We start from the raw sequence: 17298 nt of genomic DNA, 5'->3' as shown, positions 1-17298 counted from the left end.
CCTCCAATTCGAAGTGAACATGCTCCCATGACAACGACAGACTGGCCAGATGACCGATAAATCCGTTATAACGTAACACAATATTTTCCCAACGTCGGAGACTTCCATGCGCCACCTGTTGCTAGCCCTGCCCTTTGCCCTTCTGCCCCTGGTCGCAGCCCAGGCCCATGATCACGAGCATGACGGTGAACATGGCAGCCTCGGCAAGCACGAACATGGCGTCGCCACACTGAACGTGGCGCTCGATGGCCAGACCCTGGAAATCGAACTGCAGAGCCCGGCCATGAACATCGTCGGTTTCGAGCACGCCGCCAACAGTGACGCAGACAAGAAGGCCGTGGCAGCAGCACGTGCCCAACTGGAGAAAGCTGCCGAACTGTTCAGCCTGCCTACCGCGGCCGACTGCAGCCTGACCTCGCAGGAAGTGCACAGCCCACTGTTCGGAGATGCCGAACATGAGCATGAACATGAACATGCCGATGAACACGAACATGAGCACGAGCACGAGCACGAGCATGCTCATACGGATATCGACGCCGACTACAGCTTTACCTGCAAACAGCCCGAGCAGCTCAAGGCTTTCGATCTGACTGCGTTCTACAAGCAATTCCCGGCCACTCAGAAAATCAACGTGCAGTTGATCGGTCCGAACGGCCAGCAAGGCGCTGAGTCCACGGCAGCCAACCCGCGCCTGAGCTTCTGAACACCAGGCGGGCTACCCACAAGGCTGGCAGCCTGAACGCAAGCTCCGGTTCAGCCTGCCAGCCTTGCGTGCTTGTATGATGTGCAACAGAGGCCCCGCTCGGGGCCAGCACATCCCGACTCCCCATCGCCAGCCGTACCCATGACCTCAGCACTGATCGAACTCAGCGAACTCGGCTTTGCCTGGCCCGGCCAGGATGAGCTTCTGGACATTCCCAGTTTCCACCTGCAACGCGGTGAAACCCTCTTTCTCAAAGGCCCCAGCGGCAGCGGCAAAACGACGCTGCTGGGCCTGCTCGGCGGCGTGCAGAAACCTGGGCGCGGCCACATCCATCTGCTCGGCGAGGATCTGGCGCAGCTTTCGGCAGCGCGTAGAGATCGTTTTCGCGTGGATCACACCGGTTACATCTTCCAGCAATTCAACCTGCTGCCCTTTCTCAGCGTGCGCGAGAACGTCGAGCTGCCTTGCCGTTTCTCCACGCTACGTGCCGAGCGTGCAAGCCAGCGTTACGGCAGCGTCGGTCAGGCGGCCAGCAAGTTGCTCGAGCATCTCGGCCTGCGCCCGGAGCTGCTCGAGCGGCGTGCCGATGCGCTCTCCATCGGCCAACAGCAACGGGTGGCTGCCGCTCGCGCGCTGATAGGCCAACCGGAGCTGGTGATTGCCGACGAGCCCACCTCAGCACTGGATGCCGATGCCCGCCAGGCGTTTCTCGAACTGCTGTTCGGCGAATGCCGCGATGTCGGCGCCAGCCTGCTGTTCGTCAGCCATGACCAGAGCCTGGCACCGCTGTTCGATCACAGCGTTTCGCTGAGCGAACTCAACCGCGCTGCCAAGCCTGCCGAGGTCTGAGATGCACCTGATCCGTATTGCCCTGGCCAGCCTGGCCAACCGTCGCTTCACCGCCCTGCTCACGGTCTTCGCCATCGCCCTCTCGGTTTGCCTGCTACTGGCAGTGGAGCGGGTGCGCACCGAGGCGCGTGCCAGTTTCGCCAGCACCATCAGCGGCACCGACCTGATCGTCGGCGCCCGTTCGGGCAGCGTCAATCTGCTGCTCTATTCGGTATTCCGCATCGGCAATGCCACCAACAACATCCGCTGGGACAGCTTCGAGATGCTGGCCTCCCATCCGCAAGTGGCCTGGGCCATCCCCATCTCTCTGGGGGACTCGCACCGCGGCTACCGGGTCATGGGCACCAACCAAAGCTATTTCGAGCACTATCAGTACGGCCGCAGCCAGGCCCTCAAACTGGCCCAGGGCGAACCGTTCAAGGACGTGTTCGACGTGGTGCTCGGCGCCGAAGTCGCGCAGGCACTCAACTACAAGCTGGGTGACAGCCTGGTGCTCGCACACGGCGTAGCCACCATCAGCCTGCAGCAGCACGACGACAAACCGTTCAGGGTAGTGGGTATTCTCGAGCGCACCGGCACGCCGGTGGATCGCACCCTGCACATATCCCTGGAGGGCATGGAAGCACTACACGTCGATTGGCAGAACGGCGTGCCGGCACGCGGCGATGCACGCGTCGACGCCGATCAGGCACGGCACATGAACCTGCAACCCAAGGCCATCACCGCTATGATGCTGGGCCTGAAAAGCAAGATTGCGACCTTCGCCATCCAGCGCCAGGTCAATGACTACCGCGGCGAGCCGCTGCTGGCGATCCTTCCTGGCGTTGCCCTACAGGAGCTATGGAGCCTGATGGGCACCGCGGAGAAAGCGCTGTTCGTGGTGTCGCTGTTCGTGGTGCTGACCGGGCTGATCGGCATGCTCACGGCCATTCTCACCAGCCTCAACGAGCGCCGCCGGGAGATGGCCATTCTGCGCTCGGTCGGTGCTCGACCCTGGCATATCGCCAGCCTGCTGATTCTCGAAGCCTTCGCCCTGGCCGTGGCCGGCGTCGCGGCCGGCACCGCCCTGCTGTATGGCGCGATCGCCGGTGCGCAGGGCTACGTACAGGCCAATTACGGCTTGTACCTGCCGCTGAGCGCACCGACGACCTATGAGTGGACGTTGCTCGGCGCCATCCTGGCGGCCGCCGTGCTGATGGGTTGCGTACCGGCCTGGCGCGCCTACCGGCAATCACTGGCTGACGGTCTGTCGATTCGGCTGTGAACGTTCACGCAAAGCGGTTCGCCTGTGCCAGCACTCCACGTAAACTGCACAGCGAACCGTTGTCATCGAGGTAGTCCATGTTCCGCTCCCTGCTCGCCACTCTGTTGCTGGCCCTGGCACTGCCGCTGGCCGCGGCCGAAGTGCGCGACCTCACCTGGTCCGAACTGATTCCACCGAACGCACCGCCGCAGAATGTCGACCCCAGCCCCATCCATGACCTGTCGAAGCTGGCCGATGCTCTGGTCGAGTCGGGTCCGGCAGCCATGCAGCAGTCGCCCGCAGCGCCAGTGGTGAAGGAGCTGAACGGTCAGATGGTGAAGTTGCCAGGCTATATCGTGCCGCTGGACGTGACTGACGAAGGCCGGGTTGTGGAGTTTCTCCTGGTGCCCTACTTCGGCGCCTGCATCCATGTACCGCCACCGCCGTCCAATCAGATCGTCCACGTCACCAGCGAACTGGGCGTGCTGCTCGATGCTCTGTACCAGCCATTCTGGGTCGAGGGCCCGATGAAGGTCGAACACGTCAGCAGTGAACTGGCCGAAGTCGGTTACCAGATGCAGGCGAACAAGATCTACGCCTACGAAATCCCCGACAGCTGATCTTCGTAGGAGCGGCTTCAGCCGCGAAAAGATTCGCGGATAAATCCGCGCTTACAAAGACCTCTCCAAAGAAAAAGCCAGACATCGAGTCTGGCTTTTTCATATCCGTATTCGCTGTGCCTATGAGCGGCTGGCGACGCGGTTCTCACGCTCGAAACGCAGCTCGCTTTCCGCCCACTGCCGCCAGGAACGGACCTTGGCCCGCTCGGCGCCGTTGCGCTCGGCACGCGCCAATGCATCCAGACCGGCTTGCCAACGTGCCTGCTCGAGTTCCAGCTGGGCCACGTACAGCCAATGCTTGCCGCTGCCGCTACGCTCCGCCAACGGCCGTAACACGCGTACGGCGGCGCCGCGATCACGGGCTTGCCACCAGAACAGGCCCAGGCGCTCCTGGCGAGCAGTCGTCTTGGCCAGCAGACCGCTGTCGAGCATCCCCGCCAACAGCTTGGCGCCTTGCCAGGGCTGATCCGCAGCCCCGGCGAGCAACACCAGATTGTCCAGCTCCGACTCGCTGAAACGCAGGCCCTTGCTATGTGCGGCGCGCAGGGTCGCCAAGGCCTTGTCATTGCTGCCCGCCATCTGCTGCAAACCGGCCAGTTGGCGCCAGCCTTTGGCATCGTTGGGCTTGCGCGCCAGCAGTTGACGCTGCCAGCGCTCGGCCTGGGCGTAACGCTTCAGGTCGGCGTTGGCGCCCACCAGAAACTGCAGCCAGATGTCCGCCGCATTCGGGTTAGCCTGCACGTAGCGCTCGGCCAGTGGCAACGCCTTGGCCGGCTGGTTCATGCCCTGGTAGGCCTGAACCAGCATCTGCAGCACCTCTTCGCTGGCACCGGCCTGATTCGGCGCCAACAGCTCGACCACCTTGGCATAACGGCGCTCGCCGAGATTGAGCTTGGCCAGGTTGAGGCGCTCGACTACGAGCATCTCTTCCTCCAGCGTGCCGCTGCGTACAGCCTTGTCCAGCCAGTCGATAGCCTGCGTGTTGTTGCCGGCGGACCAGGCCACGTAGGCCTTGCTGCGCCAGACCAGCGCCTCTTCGAGGCTGCCACTGGAGACCGTGACCGCATCGAGCGCCTTGCGCGCAGCGGCGTAGTCACCTTTCTGCTGCGCAGTCTGCGCCGCGTTCAGGGCGCGAAACACGGCGGGATCGACGGTTTGCTGGGCCATGCCGGGCACGGCAGCAGCGCTGAGCATCACGAGCAACAACCAACGGTACATGGTCAGCTCCTTTCCAGACGGAAGTAGAGGGTTTTCACAGCTTCGCGGTCCACCGCCAGACCGCCCTCGGTCCGTGGTACGAAGCGCCAGCGGGCAGCCGCTCGGCGGGCCTCGCGCTCGAACACGTTGCGCGGGCTGGCTTCCAGCACACGGATGTTCTCCACATTGCCGGAGCGGTTGATGGTGAAGGCCAGTTTGACGAAGCCTTCGATGCCGCGTTGCAGCGCATAACGCGGATATTCGGGACGCACATCATTGAGCGGCATGACCTCGCTCTCCATGCCCCCCATCTGCCCACCCGACTCGCTGGCATCGCTTGGCGGTGTCGGTGCCGGCGCGCCCGGTGCCAGACCGGACAGGCTGGGCGCCGGCGCGCTGTTGACGGCAATGCCACTGGCCAGGCTGGGCAACTGGATGTCCAGCGCCGGCAGGTTGGCATTCGGCGTGGCCGTTTGCGGAGTCGGTGGTGTCGGCGGCTGCGGTGTCTGCGGCTGTGGCGGTTGCGGAGCCTGCTGGCGGGTACGGCTGGCCGTTTCACTGGCATTACCGTCCATGCGCACGAAGTTGGCCACGCTGACCGGATCCTGACTCACCTTGGCACTGGGCGGCGCAACCATGTAGAGCATCAGGGCGAACAGCCCCAAGGCCATCAGGCAGGCACCGAGGAAAGACAGTGGCAAGCGCATCAGTTGACTCCAGAGCCAGCAGCCAGGGCGACATCCTGCACACCGGCCAGACGCGCCTGATCCATGACCTGCACCACCAGCCCGGTACGCGCATCCTGATCCGCCTGCACGACCACCGCACCATCCGGCTGGTCGACCCGCATGCGTTCGACATGGGCGCGCACGCTGCGCACGTCGACGGGCTGCTTGTCCATCCAGATCTGCCCGTCGGCAGTGACGGCGATGAGGATATTGCCTTTGTCCTGCGGGCTGGCAGTTTCCGCCTGCGGGCGTTGAACCTCGACCCCGGACTCGCGAATGAACGAGCTGGTGACGATGAAGAAGATCAGCATGATGAAGACCACGTCGAGCATCGGCGTGAGGTCGATACCGGTGTCTTCGTCCTGCTGGTGGTGACGACGCATTCTCATGTTGGGCGATCTCAGTCGTGACGCAGCTGGTCGGCCAGCCGCTCGATGGCCTGGCTGGCCTCGCGCTCGAGGCGTGCCAGGCTGAACAATCCGGGAATGGCCAGGACCATGCCGGCCATGGTCGGCAGGGTTGCCTGCCAGACGCCTGCGGCCATGCCGCGCGGGTTACCGGTGCCGTTGAGGGCGAGTACGTCGAACACGGCGATCATGCCGAGCACGGTACCGAGCAGCCCCAGCAGCGGATACAGCGCCACCAGGGTCTTGCCCAGACGCAGCGGCGCTGACAGCTGCTGACGGGCCTGGGCTAGCCAGGCCAGACGCACCTGACGCTGCCAGTTGCCGTTGTCGTCGGCCAGTACCTGTTGCCAGGCCTCGCGACGCTCCTGCACCCAGCGCGGAAAGATCCGCCGCATGAACCAGAAACGCTCGAACACCAGCGTCCAGAACACCACGCACAGGCCGCCCAGCGCCCACATCACCACGCCGCCGGCGCTCATGAAGTCGAGCAGCGCATAAGCACTGTCGACCGCACGCAGCCAGAAGGCGAACAGATCAGTCACGGCGCGGCGCTCCCGACAGGTGCAGAGCGACCAGCCCCGCGCTCTGCTGCTCCAGCACCTGGATCAGGCCCTTGCTGCGGCTTGCCAGCAGGCTGTGCAGGAACAGCAGCGGAATGGCCACGACCAGCCCCAGCACGGTGGTCACCAGCGCCTGGGAAATACCATCGGCCATCAGGCGCGAGTCACCGCCACCGCTCTGGGTGATGGCCTGGAAGGTGACGATCATGCCAGTCACGGTACCCAGCAGGCCGAGCAGCGGCGCCACGGCGGCCAGCAGCTTGAGCAGACCCTGACCTTTCTCCAGCGGCGGCGTCTCCTGCAGGATGGCTTCGTCCAGCTTCAGTTCCAGGGTTTCCAGATCGGCCAGCTGCGGCTTGGCGCCCAGCACACCGACGACCCGGCCCAGCGGATTGTCGTCACGCGGCGCACTAAGGTCATGCATCTGCGCCTTGACGCCGCGGCCGACGCGACCGAGGTAGATCATCCGCCACAGCGCCAGCAACAGGCCGACACCACCCAGGGCGACGATCACCCAACCGACCAGACCGCCTTGCTGCAAGCGATCCCACAGCGTCGGCTGCTGTTGCAGTTGTGCCAGCAGACTGCCGCGGCTCGGATCGATGGGCAGCGTTGCCAGTGCGTCGCTGCTGCTCAGATAGTCCTCGACCTGCCCCAGACCGGAAGGCTGACGCGGCGGCGCGACCAGTTGCCCGGCGTCGGCGTCGTAACGCAGGAAGGCATCCTCACCATAGGCGGCAAAGGTGCCAACACGTAGCACCTGCTGCTCCTGGCGCGAGCCGTCGGCATTGACCACCGGCAACTGCACCCGCTCGATACGACCGCTGGCGGCCAGGTCTTCGAGCAGCAGCATCCAGTAGCCATCGAGATCTTCGGCGGACGGCAGCGAGCGGCTCTCGGCCAGCGCCTTGAGGCGCTTCAAGCGCTCCGGATACTGGGCATTGAGCAGGCTGTCCTGCCACTGCCCGGCGACATCACCAGCACTCTGGCGCACGACACCGAACAGTTCGCCCAGGTGGCCTACACGCTGCGCCAGCAGTTTTTCCTGCTCAGCCAGTTCGGCCTCCTGACGGTCGAACTCGGCTTTCAGGCGCTCGCTCTCGGCTTTCTGGGCATTCAGCGCGGAACGTGCCGTGGACAGCAACTGCGCCTGCTCACCGCGCTTGGCGAGAAACGCTTGCTCGCGCTCCTGCATGGCAGTGACTTCCGCAGCACGCTCACTACGAATGCGCTGCAGCAATTGATCGGGGTTCAGGGTTTCGGCTACGGCGGTCAGTGCCGGCAACAGGCCGAGCGCCAGCACAGCTACAACACGACGACTCATTGTGCGGCCTCCTCGGCCAAGGTCTTGATCGGCAGGGACAGCACGGCCGGGGCCTGCTGCTGACGGGCGATGGCGATAGCCTGGGTCAACGGACGTCGAGCACTGCCATCGAGCACCTGCCAGGCCTTGGCCTGCGGATTCCACCAGCCGCTCTCGTGGGCATCCAGGGTCTGGTAATAGAGCATGCTGCGGCCCAGACGCAGGAACTCGACGCTGCGCGAACCACCATCGCTCTGACTCAGCTCACCACGCCAGGCTTCCAGCGTGCGACCGTAGTCGCTCTCGATCTGATAGGCTTCGAGGATGCGCCGGTATTTGTCGGCCAGGCTGACATCCGCACGCGGCAGCAGATCCTGCAACTGGGCCAGACGGTCTTCACGCTCCTCTGGCAGGAATGGCAGGTCGGCAGCGATGAACTCGCCCAGTACCTCGACCATCTTGACCATCTGCGGGCTCACCGCCTCCTGGGTCCGCTCGATGCCGTCCAGCTGCTTCTGATAACTGGCCAGTTCCTGACGCTGGGCTTCGACCAGGTCACGAAGCTGACTGTTATAACCTTTCAATGCTTCAGCCTGCTGCAAAGCATTGCGGTACTCATTAAGCATTTCACGACTGGCGTCATCCAGTTGCTCGACACGGCCCTGGGAGGCCTTGGCTTCGGCGGCCAGGCGCTGACTTTCGTCCAGCGCTGCGTCCAGCGGCGCTGCAGCCAGCGAGCCGCTCGTCAACATCAAGGCGACAGCCAGGGAACGGAGGGGGAAGCGATTCATGCGCAGAGGGTCCTCAACAGACGGGCTTGCTTCAAAAAGAGAAACATTATCATCTAGAGATGCATTTGAAGCAATGGACAAAACAGCGCAATAGAGCGCGCCGATCTATTGAGCCAGGTCAAAAAGCGAATTGTTGCTTGGCTTAGCATTGATTCCAGCCAAAGACACACCACGACTCGAACTGGAGCTCGCTATGTACAAGTCACTGTTTACTGCCTCCCTGCTGGCCCTCGCCATCGCTGCCCCTGTTGCCCAAGCCCACCAGGCTGGCGACATCATCGTTCGCGCTGGCGCAATCACCGTCGACCCGCACGAAGACAGCGGCAATATCGACCATGCCACCCTGGGCAAGGTCGCTGGTAGCGGGGCCACTCTGGACAGCGACACCCAGCTCGGCTTGAACTTCGCTTACATGGTCACCGACAACTTCGGCATCGAACTGCTCGCCGCCACCCCCTTCAGCCACGACGTTGGCGTAAAAGGCATGCCAGGCGCCTTCTCCGGCCTCAACGGCAAGCTGGGTAGCCTCAAGCATCTGCCGCCGACCATCAGCGCCATCTACTACCCGCTGGACAAGAGCTCGGCCTTCCAGCCTTACGTTGGCGTCGGCATCAACTACACCTGGTTCTTCGATACCGAACTGAGCAGCGAGGCCGAAGGCAAGGGTTTCAGCGGCCTGGACATGAAGGACTCCTGGGGTCTGGCCGGGCAGATCGGCATGGACTACATGCTGACTGACAACCTGCTGGTCAACGCCCAGGTGCGCTATATCGACATCGAGACCACCGGCACCACCTACCTGGCCGGCGACAAGGTCAAGGTCGATGTAGACGTCGATCCTTTCGTCTACATGGTTGGCCTGGGCTACAAGTTCTGACAGCCGAACCGCAGACACGAAAAAGCCGGCAAATGCCGGCTTTTTCTTTGCCTCCTCTCAGAGGCCGAGCAATTGTCGCAGCCCTTCACGCAGTGGCGTTTGCTGCGGCATCGCGTAATGCGTCTGCAGACGCGTGTTGTCTGCTCGCGAATGACGGATATCACCCGCACGTGCCGGCATGTGCGTCACCTGCGGCAGACCACCATACAGCGCGCCAATTTCCGCCAACAGTTGATTGAGGCTGACCGCCTGACTCCAGCCCACGTTGACCGGCTCGACCACCACCTGCTCATTGAGCAAGCCCTGCATGAGCAGAACGACCAGGTCCCCGACGTAGAAGAAATCACGCGTCTGCTCACCATCACCGAATACGCTGATCGGCAGCTCCTGCTGCGCACGCTGAGTGAAGATACTGATCACCCCGGAATACGGCGACGATGGGTCCTGGCGCGGCCCGAAGATATTGAAGAAACGAAAGACAGCAGGCTCCAGGCCATGCTGACGACGGTAGAAATCCAGATAGTGCTCGCCAGACAGCTTGTCCGATGCATAGGGCGTCAGCGGCGCCTTGGCAGTTTCCTCGGTGATCGCCACACCTTCTCCGTTGTTGCCATAGATGGCTGCGCTGGAGGCATAGACGACACGGCGCACGCCATGTTGACGCATGGCCTCGCAGACATTCAGGGTGCCGATGAAATTGCTCTGATGAGTGGCGACAGGGTCGTCCACCGACGCCTGTACCGAAGCCACCGCAGCCAGGTGCGCAACACCCGCACATCCCGCCACCGCCTCCGATACGACAGCGGCGTCGGCGACATCGCCCTCGATGAAGCGCAGACGAGGGTTGTCCAGCGGCAAGTTGCTGCGCTTGCCCATGGACAGATTGTCCAGCACACGCACGTCATGGCCGGCGGCCAGCAATGCGTCGACCAGATTCGAGCCGATGAAACCGGCACCACCAGTTACAAGAAATTCAGCCATGGCGATAGTAACGATCCAGTAGGTTCGGCAAACCTGCACGCCAGGCGCGCGGCTTGATACCGAAGGTGTGAAGAATCTTCTTGCAGGCCAATACCGCATGCTGCGGCTCATCGGCTGCATCAGGCCGCGCAGCGTGAGCTTGCGCTGCAACGTCCTCGACCAGGTTACTGCGATAGTTGCGGGCCTCGCTCAACACCGCCTGACCAAGGCTAAGCGAAGTGCTTGTCTCGTGCCCACCGTAGTGATACGTCCCCCACAACGGTGATTCACAGTCGAGCTGTTTCAATACGGCCAGAATGACCCGTGCAGCATCGTCCACCGGCGTCGGATTGCCGCGTCGGTCATCCGCCAGAAACAGCGCATCATCACGCTCGGCGCGCAATAGAAAGCGTCCCAGCAGGCCATCGCGACTGTCGTCCAGCAGCCAGCCAAAGCGCAGCAGCACATGGCGTGGACAGGTCGCGCGCACGCTCTGCTCCAGACGCCACAACGCCTGACCTCGAAGCCCAAGCGGAACCGGCTCTTCCTTCTCACTGTACGCCGTCACCCTCGAGCCATCGAATACCCGATAACTGGAGGGCTGCAACAGCACGATCGAGTGATGCTGACAAAGCTCGGCCAGACGCTCGACTGCACGCTCTTGAGTCGCAAGGCGCGACGGCGCGACCGACTCGGCCTGGAACCAGTCGAAGTAGTAAGCCAGGTTGATCAGCGCATCGGGACGAGTATCGTCAAGCAGTTCGGTCAGGCTAGCGGCATCCCAGCCATTCTCCGGCGGCCTGGGCGCGAGAAAGCCAATGTCCTCCTCGGCGCCAAGACGAATCAGCGCTTGCCCCAAGGCACTACCGCCGCCCAGCAGCATCAGGCGCATACGCATGGTGGTTCGGGTGACTCCAGAATTGTTCTGCCGACCGATATGGCGGCCATGATGGCCGGTATTCTGCTGGTTTTACCCCGTGCCGTCACCCTGCAATCGCGCGCTGCTCGGGATCGCTGGCCAGGTCGAAGGCCAACTGCGCCTGGACGATCTCACCGACGTTGCGCTCTACCCAATGATCGATGGCGCGGATCGGCTCACTGAGCGAATGCCCCAGCGGCGTCAGCGAGTACTCGACCCGTGGCGGCACCTCGGCGTAGGCACGCCTTGCGACCAGACCAAAGCGCTCAAGGCGACGAATCGTCTGAATCAGCATTTTCTCCGAAATACCCTCTACACGACGCCGTAATTCGGCTGTACGTAATGTGCCGCCATGTGCCAGCGCGTGAATCAGCAACAGCGACCACTTGTCGGCGATCACCGCCAGTACATGGCGCGCCGGACATACGCCGCTGAATACATTGCCGGAGCGAATGTCATCAGTCATCGAGACCTCATACTTACCATCAGGTGTGTACTTGCCCAAAGGAAGGCAAAGAGTAAGCTCTTTCGTGCAATCACTCCACCGCACAAGGAACCTTGCATGAAGCTGTACTACAAAGCGGGCGCCTGCTCACTGGCGCCGCACATCGCCCTGCGCGAGGCCGGCCTGGCATTCGAACTGGAGGCGGTCGACCTACAGACCAAACTCACTGCATCGGGCGCCGACTACACCCGGATCAACGGCAAGGGCTATATCCCAGCTCTGATGCTGGACAGCGGCAAAGTGCTGAGCGAAGGCGCCGCTATCCTTCAGTACATTGCCGACCTCAAACCCGAGAGCGGTCTGGCGCCGGCCAATGGCAGCGAGGCACGCTACGAGCTGCAAAGCTGGCTGAGCTTCATCTCCAGTGAACTGCACAAGCCAATGGGCAGCATGTTCAACCCAGCGCAGAGCGAAGACTGGAAGAACGCGGCCAAGGCCCTGCTGAGCAAACGTCTCGATTGGCTGGTTGCGGAACTCGGCGAAGACTCCTTCCTGCTCGGTGACAACTTCACCGTCGCCGACGGCTACCTGTTCACCGTCCTGAACTGGTCCGCCTTGGTAGGTTTCTCTCTCGACCCATGGCCGACACTGCAAACCTATCGCTCGCGCATCGGCTCACGCCCGAAGGTAATCGAAGCGCTCAAGGCCGAAGGCCTGCTCTGACGCCCAAAAGAAAAACCCCGAGGCATGCTCGGGGTTTTCGTTTCAGCTCGATATCGCGTTCATCAGAACGGGATGTCGTCATCGAAGCTGTCGTAGTCAGGCGCCGGCTGGGCCTGTTGCGGCGCCGGGCGCTCCTGACGCGGCGCTTGCTGCGGTTCGCGCTGCGGCGCCGGGCGCGACTGGCGCGGGGCACCGCTGTCGTCACCGCTCGGACGACCGCCGAGCAGCTGCATGGTGCCCTGCATGTCGACGATGATCTCGGTGGTGTAACGCTTGATACCGTCCTTCTCCCACTCGCGGGTCTGCAGCTTGCCTTCGATGTACACCTGCGAACCTTTGCGCAGGTATTCGCCGGCAATCTCGGCCACCTTGCCGAACAGGGCCACGCGGTGCCATTCGGTCTTCTCGACCTTCTGCCCGGTCTGCTTGTCAGTCCACTGCTCGCTGGTGGCCAGACTCAGGTTGGTCACCGCATTGCCGCTGGGCAGGTAGCGTGTTTCAGGGTCCTGGCCGCAGGTACCGACCAGAATGACTTTGTTAACCCCACGGGCCATAACGTTCTCCTAAACTCGTCACGCCACTGGTGCCGATACGATCAGGCGTTCCAGAGACGAGCGATCCACTTGTTGGGTATCGACTTTGATATAGATAGCCGCTTCATCGACCACCACCACGGCGTCCGCCACTCCCGGCGTCGCCTTGAGGCGTTCGACCAGTTCGACATCGGCCAGTGCCGCGGCATCGAGCGGCAGGCGCAAACTGGTCACGTACGGCGGTTCGCGCATAGTAACAGCAATGGCCAGCCAAATTGCACAGAGCACGGCACAGCCGATGAACACACCATTGAGACCGATGTGCTGGTAGAGCCAACCACCGAGAATGCCACCCAGCGCGGCGCCGAGAAACTGACTGGTGGAGTACACCCCCATCGCCGTGCCCTTGCCACCGGCCGGCGCCACCTTGCTGACCAGTGACGGCAACGAAGCCTCCAGCAGGTTGAACGCGGTGAAGAACACCACGATACCCAGCACCAGCGCACGCAGGCCGTGACCGAACACGGCGAAGTAGACCTCACAGATCAACAGCACACTGACGGCCCCAAGCAGCACGCGCTTCATCTGACGCTTTTTCTCGCCGTAGATGATGAACGGCACCATGCCGAAGAACCCCACCAGCAGCGCAGTGAGGTAGACCCACCAGTGCTCCTCCTTGACCAACCCGCCCTGCTCCACCAGCGCCAGCGGCAGAGCAACGAAACTGGCCATGAGCACCGCATGCAGGGCCAGGATGGCGAAGTCCAGACGCAGCAAGTCGCCATGCTTCAGCGTCGGCCATAGCGCCTGGGCAGCCACGCCGGACTCTCGATGCTGCAGCGGTCCGGCATCCTTGGGCACGACGCCCGCCACGATCAGGATGCCCAGCAAGGCCATCCCGGCAGTCGTCCAGAACAGACCGGACAGACCGAACGCGCGGGTCAGCAACGGGCCCACCACCATCGCGACCGCGAACGACAGCCCGATGCTCATACCGATCATGGCCATAGCCTTGGTGCGGTGCTGCTCACGGGTCAGGTCCGACAAAAGCGCCATCACCGCGGCGGAGATGGCGCCGGCACCCTGCAGCACGCGACCGGCGATCACCCCCCAGATCGAATCGGCATTGGCGGCCAGCACACTGCCGGCGACGAAGATCAACAGCCCGACATAAATCACCGGGCGGCGGCCAATGCGGTCACTGATGATGCCGAAGGGAATCTGCAATACCGCCTGGGTCAGGCCGTAGGCACCGATGGCCAGGCCGATGAGCGCCGGCGTGCTGCCCGCCAGATCCATGCCGTAAGTAGCCAAAACCGGCAGCACCATGAACATGCCCAGCATACGAAACGCGAAGACCATGGCCAGGCCACCGGCCGCGCGGGTCTCGCTACTGCTCATGCGCTCGCTGTGCGGATCGTGCATCGAATAAACCCTGAGGAAATCAGCCGGCGATTCTAGCAGCCGCCGCCGTTTCGGCACAGGCGCACACTTTGCCGCAGGGTAGCCGCAAGCCCTATACTCGACCGTTTTCCGCCCGCCCAGCGAGGCCGTTGTAAGTGGACAAGATCCTGATCCGTGGGGCCCGCACCCACAACCTGAAGAACATCGACCTGACCCTGCCACGCGACAAGCTGATCGTGATTACCGGCCTGTCCGGCTCCGGCAAATCTTCCCTGGCCTTCGACACGCTGTATGCCGAGGGCCAGCGCCGTTACGTCGAATCGCTGTCGGCCTACGCCAGGCAGTTCCTGTCGATGATGGAAAAGCCCGATGTCGACACCATCGAGGGGCTGTCGCCGGCGATTTCCATCGAACAGAAATCCACCTCGCACAACCCGCGCTCGACCGTCGGCACCATCACCGAAATCTACGACTACCTGCGCCTGCTCTACGCCCGCGTCGGCACGCCACGCTGCCCGGACCACGACGTACCGCTGGAGGCGCAGACCGTCAGCCAGATGGTCGACCAGGTACTGGCCCTGCCGGAAGGGCGCAAGCTGATGCTGCTGGCGCCGGTGGTGCGCGAGCGCAAGGGCGAGCACCTGTCGGTATTCGAGGAGCTGCGCGCGCAGGGCTTCGTCCGTGCCCGGATCAACGGCAAACTGCATGAGCTGGACGAGCTGCCCAAGCTGGATAAACAGAAGAAGCACTCGATCGACGTGGTGGTCGACCGCTTCAAGGTGCGCGAAGACCTGCAGCAGCGCCTGGCCGAGTCCTTCGAAACCGCCCTCGGTCTGGCCGACGGCATCGCCCTGGTGGCGCCCCTCCCAGCCGAAGGCGACAAAGAGCAGGGCGAGGAAGGTGACGAGATCATCTTCTCCGCGCGCTTCGCCTGCCCGCACTGCGGCCACTCGATCAGCGAGCTGGAACCCAAGCTGTTCTCCTTCAATAACCCGGCCGGCGCCTGCCCCACCTGCGACGGTCTCGGCGTGAAGCAGTTCTTCGATGCCAAGCGCCTGGTCAACGGCGAGCTGACCCTGGCCGAAGGCGCCATTCGTGGCTGGGACCGGCGCAACGTCTACTACTTCCAGATGCTCGGCTCGCTCTCAAGCCACTATGGCTTCAGCCTGGAAGAGCCGTTCGACGAGCTGGCCGCCGAACACCAAAAGGTGATCCTGTTCGGCAGCGGTACGCAAAGCGTCGACTTCAAGTACCTCAATGACCGTGGCGATATCGTCAAACGCTCGCATCCCTTCGAGGGCATCATCCCCAACCTCGAACGCCGTTATCGCGAGACCGAGTCGAACAGCGTGCGCGAGGAGCTGGCCAAGTTCCTCAGCACCCAGCCCTGCCCCGATTGCCGCGGCACCCGCCTGCGCCGCGAAGCACGCCACGTCTGGGTCGGTGAAAAAACCTTGCCTGCGGTAACCGGTCTGCCCGTGGGCGATGCCTGCGACTACTTCGGCGAGCTGCATCTGACCGGCCGCCGTGGCGAGATCGCCGAGAAGATCCTCAAGGAAATCCGCGAGCGCCTGCAGTTCTTGGTCAACGTCGGCCTCGACTACCTGACCCTCGACCGCAGCGCCGACACCCTCTCCGGCGGCGAAGCGCAGCGCATCCGCCTGGCCAGCCAGATCGGCGCCGGCCTGGTCGGCGTCATGTACATCCTCGACGAGCCTTCCATCGGCCTGCACCAGCGCGACAACGAGCGCCTGCTGGCTACCCTCACCCACCTGCGCAACCTGGGCAATACGGTGATCGTGGTCGAGCACGACGAGGACGCCATTCGCCTGGCCGACTACGTAGTGGACATCGGCCCCGGCGCCGGCGTGCACGGCGGGCAGATCGTCTCCCAGGGCACGCCGGACGAGGTGATGGCTGACCCGCAGTCACTGACCGGCAGCTACCTGTCCGGGCGCAAGAAGATCCAGTACCCGGCCACGCGCACTCCGCGCGACAAGAAGAAGTCGCTCAAGCTCAAGGGCGCGCGCGGCAACAACCTGCGCAAGGTCGACCTGGAGATTCCGGTCGGCCTGCTCACCTGCGTCACCGGCGTGTCTGGCTCGGGCAAATCGACGCTGATCAACAACACCCTGTTCCCCATCACCGCCACTGCGCTGAACGGCGCCACCACCCTGGAAGCCGCGCCGCACGACTCGTTCGACGGCCTGCAGCACCTCGACAAGGTGGTCGATATCGACCAGAGCCCGATCGGCCGCACGCCGCGCTCCAACCCGGCTACCTACACCGGCCTGTTCACGCCGATCCGCGAGCTGTTCGCCGGCGTGCCGGAGTCGCGCTCGCGCGGCTATGGCCCAGGCCGCTTCTCCTTCAACGTCAAGGGCGGGCGCTGCGAGGCCTGCCAGGGCGACGGCGTGATCAAGGTGGAGATGCACTTCTTGCCGGACATCTACGTGCCGTGCGACGTGTGCAAGGGCAAGCGCTACAACCGCGAAACCCTGGAAGTGAAGTACAAGGGCAAGAGCATCACCGAAGTGCTGGACATGACCATCGAGGACGCCCGCGCCTTCTTCGACGCCGTGCCAGCCATCGCACGCAAGCTGCAGACGCTGATGGACGTGGGTCTGTCGTACATCAAGCTGGGCCAGAGCGCGACCACCCTGTCCGGCGGCGAGGCGCAGCGGGTCAAGCTGAGCCGCGAGCTGTCCAAACGCGATACCGGCAAGACCCTGTACATCCTCGACGAGCCGACCACGGGTCTGCACTTCGCCGATATCCAGCAACTGCTCGACGTGCTCCATCGTCTACGCGACCACGGCAATACTGTAGTGGTGATCGAGCACAACCTGGACGTGATCAAGACCGCCGACTGGCTTGTGGATCTCGGCCCGGAAGGCGGCTCCAAGGGCGGCATGATCATCGCCACCGGTACACCAGAGGATGTAGCAGCCAACCCGGCATCACATACCGGGCACTTCCTCAAGCCGCTGCTGGAACGCGACCGCGCCTGAAACGAAAGAGCCCCGCATTAGCGGG

At 63.2% G+C, this 17298-nt stretch carries 18 protein-coding genes; 7 read left to right on the top strand and 11 right to left on the bottom strand.

The window, feature by feature from the left end; translation table 11 throughout:
* Positions 1–106 precede the first annotated feature (106 nt).
* From ACJRW5_RS16905 to ACJRW5_RS16890, 4 genes are all read left to right on the top strand, one after another.
* Positions 107–703 carry a DUF2796 domain-containing protein gene (locus tag ACJRW5_RS16905; RefSeq protein ID WP_484571649.1) on the top strand — a complete coding sequence of 199 codons (597 nt, stop codon included), beginning with the start codon at positions 107–109 and terminating at the stop codon, positions 701–703.
* 141 nt (positions 704–844) lie between these two features.
* Positions 845–1552 carry an ABC transporter ATP-binding protein gene (locus ACJRW5_RS16900; RefSeq protein ID WP_484571648.1) on the top strand — a complete coding sequence of 236 codons (708 nt, stop codon included), beginning with the start codon at positions 845–847 and terminating at the stop codon, positions 1550–1552.
* A gap of 1 nt (position 1553) precedes the next feature.
* Positions 1554–2816 carry an ABC transporter permease gene (locus ACJRW5_RS16895; protein ID WP_484571647.1) on the top strand — a complete coding sequence of 421 codons (1263 nt, stop codon included), beginning with the start codon at positions 1554–1556 and terminating at the stop codon, positions 2814–2816.
* A 77-nt stretch (positions 2817–2893) separates the two neighbouring features.
* On the top strand, positions 2894–3415 hold the full coding sequence (locus ACJRW5_RS16890) for a DUF3299 domain-containing protein (RefSeq protein ID WP_484571646.1): 522 nt from the start codon (positions 2894–2896) through the stop codon (positions 3413–3415).
* 120 nt (positions 3416–3535) lie between these two features.
* Here ACJRW5_RS16890 and ACJRW5_RS16885 read toward each other — a convergent pair whose 3' ends face one another.
* From ACJRW5_RS16885 to ACJRW5_RS16860, 6 genes are read right to left on the bottom strand one after another with little or no spacing between them, the layout of a single operon-like run.
* Positions 3536–4633, bottom strand: a complete 1098-nt coding sequence (locus ACJRW5_RS16885; RefSeq protein ID WP_484571645.1) for a tetratricopeptide repeat protein — start codon at positions 4631–4633, stop codon at positions 3536–3538.
* A 2-nt stretch (positions 4634–4635) separates the two neighbouring features.
* Positions 4636–5319 (bottom strand): energy transducer TonB, encoded by a 684-nt coding sequence (locus ACJRW5_RS16880; RefSeq protein WP_484571644.1) that lies wholly within the window; start codon positions 5317–5319, stop codon positions 4636–4638.
* The gene (locus ACJRW5_RS16875) at positions 5319–5729 is read right to left on the bottom strand and encodes an ExbD/TolR family protein (protein ID WP_484571643.1); all 411 of its coding nucleotides are present in this window, start codon (positions 5727–5729) and stop codon (positions 5319–5321) included. Before ACJRW5_RS16875 ends, ACJRW5_RS16880 begins: the two co-directional genes overlap by 1 nt.
* An 11-nt stretch (positions 5730–5740) precedes the next feature.
* Complete coding sequence (locus ACJRW5_RS16870) at positions 5741–6289, bottom strand: MotA/TolQ/ExbB proton channel family protein (protein ID WP_484571642.1); 549 nt, start codon at positions 6287–6289, stop codon at positions 5741–5743.
* Positions 6282–7631 (bottom strand): MotA/TolQ/ExbB proton channel family protein, encoded by a 1350-nt coding sequence (locus ACJRW5_RS16865; RefSeq protein WP_484571641.1) that lies wholly within the window; start codon positions 7629–7631, stop codon positions 6282–6284. The genes ACJRW5_RS16870 and ACJRW5_RS16865 overlap by 8 nt, the downstream gene beginning before the upstream one ends.
* A complete protein-coding gene (locus ACJRW5_RS16860) occupies positions 7628–8401 on the bottom strand; it encodes a DUF3450 domain-containing protein (RefSeq protein ID WP_484571640.1) in 774 nt (257 codons plus the stop codon). Before ACJRW5_RS16860 ends, ACJRW5_RS16865 begins: the two co-directional genes overlap by 4 nt.
* Positions 8402–8594: 193 nt before the next feature.
* Between ACJRW5_RS16860 and ACJRW5_RS16855 the strand changes: the two genes are divergently transcribed.
* Positions 8595–9278: an OmpW/AlkL family protein gene (locus ACJRW5_RS16855; protein ID WP_484571639.1), complete on the top strand. Its 684-nt coding sequence runs from the start codon at positions 8595–8597 to the stop codon at positions 9276–9278.
* A 57-nt stretch (positions 9279–9335) separates the two neighbouring features.
* Here the strand turns inward: ACJRW5_RS16855 and ACJRW5_RS16850 are convergent, their stop codons facing one another.
* The 3 genes from ACJRW5_RS16850 to ACJRW5_RS16840 form a co-directional block, all read right to left on the bottom strand.
* Positions 9336–10259, bottom strand: coding sequence for an NAD-dependent epimerase/dehydratase family protein (locus ACJRW5_RS16850; RefSeq protein WP_484571638.1), 924 nt, complete (start codon positions 10257–10259; stop codon positions 9336–9338).
* Positions 10252–11136: a sugar nucleotide-binding protein gene (locus tag ACJRW5_RS16845; protein WP_484571637.1), complete on the bottom strand. Its 885-nt coding sequence runs from the start codon at positions 11134–11136 to the stop codon at positions 10252–10254. Before ACJRW5_RS16845 ends, ACJRW5_RS16850 begins: the two co-directional genes overlap by 8 nt.
* Positions 11137–11221: 85 nt before the next feature.
* Positions 11222–11623 carry a winged helix-turn-helix transcriptional regulator gene (locus ACJRW5_RS16840; protein ID WP_484571636.1) on the bottom strand — a complete coding sequence of 134 codons (402 nt, stop codon included), beginning with the start codon at positions 11621–11623 and terminating at the stop codon, positions 11222–11224.
* A 96-nt stretch (positions 11624–11719) separates the two neighbouring features.
* Between ACJRW5_RS16840 and gstA the strand changes: the two genes are divergently transcribed.
* On the top strand, positions 11720–12325 hold the full coding sequence (gene gstA, locus ACJRW5_RS16835) for a glutathione transferase GstA (protein WP_484571635.1): 606 nt from the start codon (positions 11720–11722) through the stop codon (positions 12323–12325).
* 62 nt (positions 12326–12387) lie between these two features.
* On the opposite strand, the gene ACJRW5_RS16830 is transcribed toward gstA, so the two are convergent.
* Both ACJRW5_RS16830 and ACJRW5_RS16825 read right to left on the bottom strand, forming a co-directional pair.
* Complete coding sequence (locus ACJRW5_RS16830; RefSeq protein ID WP_037055750.1) at positions 12388–12879, bottom strand: single-stranded DNA-binding protein; 492 nt, start codon at positions 12877–12879, stop codon at positions 12388–12390.
* An 18-nt stretch (positions 12880–12897) separates the two neighbouring features.
* On the bottom strand, positions 12898–14283 hold the full coding sequence (locus ACJRW5_RS16825) for an MFS transporter (RefSeq protein WP_484571634.1): 1386 nt from the start codon (positions 14281–14283) through the stop codon (positions 12898–12900).
* Positions 14284–14417: 134 nt separating this feature from the next.
* Here ACJRW5_RS16825 and uvrA point away from each other — a divergent pair, with 134 nt between their 5' ends.
* Complete coding sequence (gene uvrA / locus ACJRW5_RS16820; RefSeq protein WP_484571633.1) at positions 14418–17273, top strand: excinuclease ABC subunit UvrA; 2856 nt, start codon at positions 14418–14420, stop codon at positions 17271–17273.
* The last annotated feature ends 25 nt before the right edge of the window (positions 17274–17298 follow it).

Source organism: Pseudomonas pichavaramensis (assembly GCF_050473265.1).
Classification (GTDB): domain Bacteria; phylum Pseudomonadota; class Gammaproteobacteria; order Pseudomonadales; family Pseudomonadaceae; genus Aquipseudomonas.
Note: the sequence above shows the minus strand (reverse complement) of the source record. Positions and strands in the feature narration are given on the sequence as shown.

Coding starts and splice junctions, on each gene's coding strand:
- ACJRW5_RS16905 (WP_484571649.1), top strand. CDS start 107: ATGCGCCACCTGTTGCTAGCCCTGCCCTTTGCCCTTCTGCCCCTGGTC.
- ACJRW5_RS16900 (WP_484571648.1), top strand. CDS start 845: ATGACCTCAGCACTGATCGAACTCAGCGAACTCGGCTTTGCCTGGCCC.
- ACJRW5_RS16895 (WP_484571647.1), top strand. CDS start 1,554: ATGCACCTGATCCGTATTGCCCTGGCCAGCCTGGCCAACCGTCGCTTC.
- ACJRW5_RS16890 (WP_484571646.1), top strand. CDS start 2,894: ATGTTCCGCTCCCTGCTCGCCACTCTGTTGCTGGCCCTGGCACTGCCG.
- ACJRW5_RS16885 (WP_484571645.1), bottom strand. CDS start 4,633: ATGTACCGTTGGTTGTTGCTCGTGATGCTCAGCGCTGCTGCCGTGCCC.
- ACJRW5_RS16880 (WP_484571644.1), bottom strand. CDS start 5,319: ATGCGCTTGCCACTGTCTTTCCTCGGTGCCTGCCTGATGGCCTTGGGG.
- ACJRW5_RS16875 (WP_484571643.1), bottom strand. CDS start 5,729: ATGAGAATGCGTCGTCACCACCAGCAGGACGAAGACACCGGTATCGAC.
- ACJRW5_RS16865 (WP_484571641.1), bottom strand. CDS start 7,631: ATGAGTCGTCGTGTTGTAGCTGTGCTGGCGCTCGGCCTGTTGCCGGCA.
- ACJRW5_RS16860 (WP_484571640.1), bottom strand. CDS start 8,401: ATGAATCGCTTCCCCCTCCGTTCCCTGGCTGTCGCCTTGATGTTGACG.
- ACJRW5_RS16855 (WP_484571639.1), top strand. CDS start 8,595: ATGTACAAGTCACTGTTTACTGCCTCCCTGCTGGCCCTCGCCATCGCT.
- ACJRW5_RS16850 (WP_484571638.1), bottom strand. CDS start 10,259: ATGGCTGAATTTCTTGTAACTGGTGGTGCCGGTTTCATCGGCTCGAAT.
- ACJRW5_RS16845 (WP_484571637.1), bottom strand. CDS start 11,136: ATGCGTATGCGCCTGATGCTGCTGGGCGGCGGTAGTGCCTTGGGGCAA.
- ACJRW5_RS16840 (WP_484571636.1), bottom strand. CDS start 11,623: ATGACTGATGACATTCGCTCCGGCAATGTATTCAGCGGCGTATGTCCG.
- gstA (WP_484571635.1), top strand. CDS start 11,720: ATGAAGCTGTACTACAAAGCGGGCGCCTGCTCACTGGCGCCGCACATC.
- ACJRW5_RS16830 (WP_037055750.1), bottom strand. CDS start 12,879: ATGGCCCGTGGGGTTAACAAAGTCATTCTGGTCGGTACCTGCGGCCAG.
- ACJRW5_RS16825 (WP_484571634.1), bottom strand. CDS start 14,283: ATGCACGATCCGCACAGCGAGCGCATGAGCAGTAGCGAGACCCGCGCG.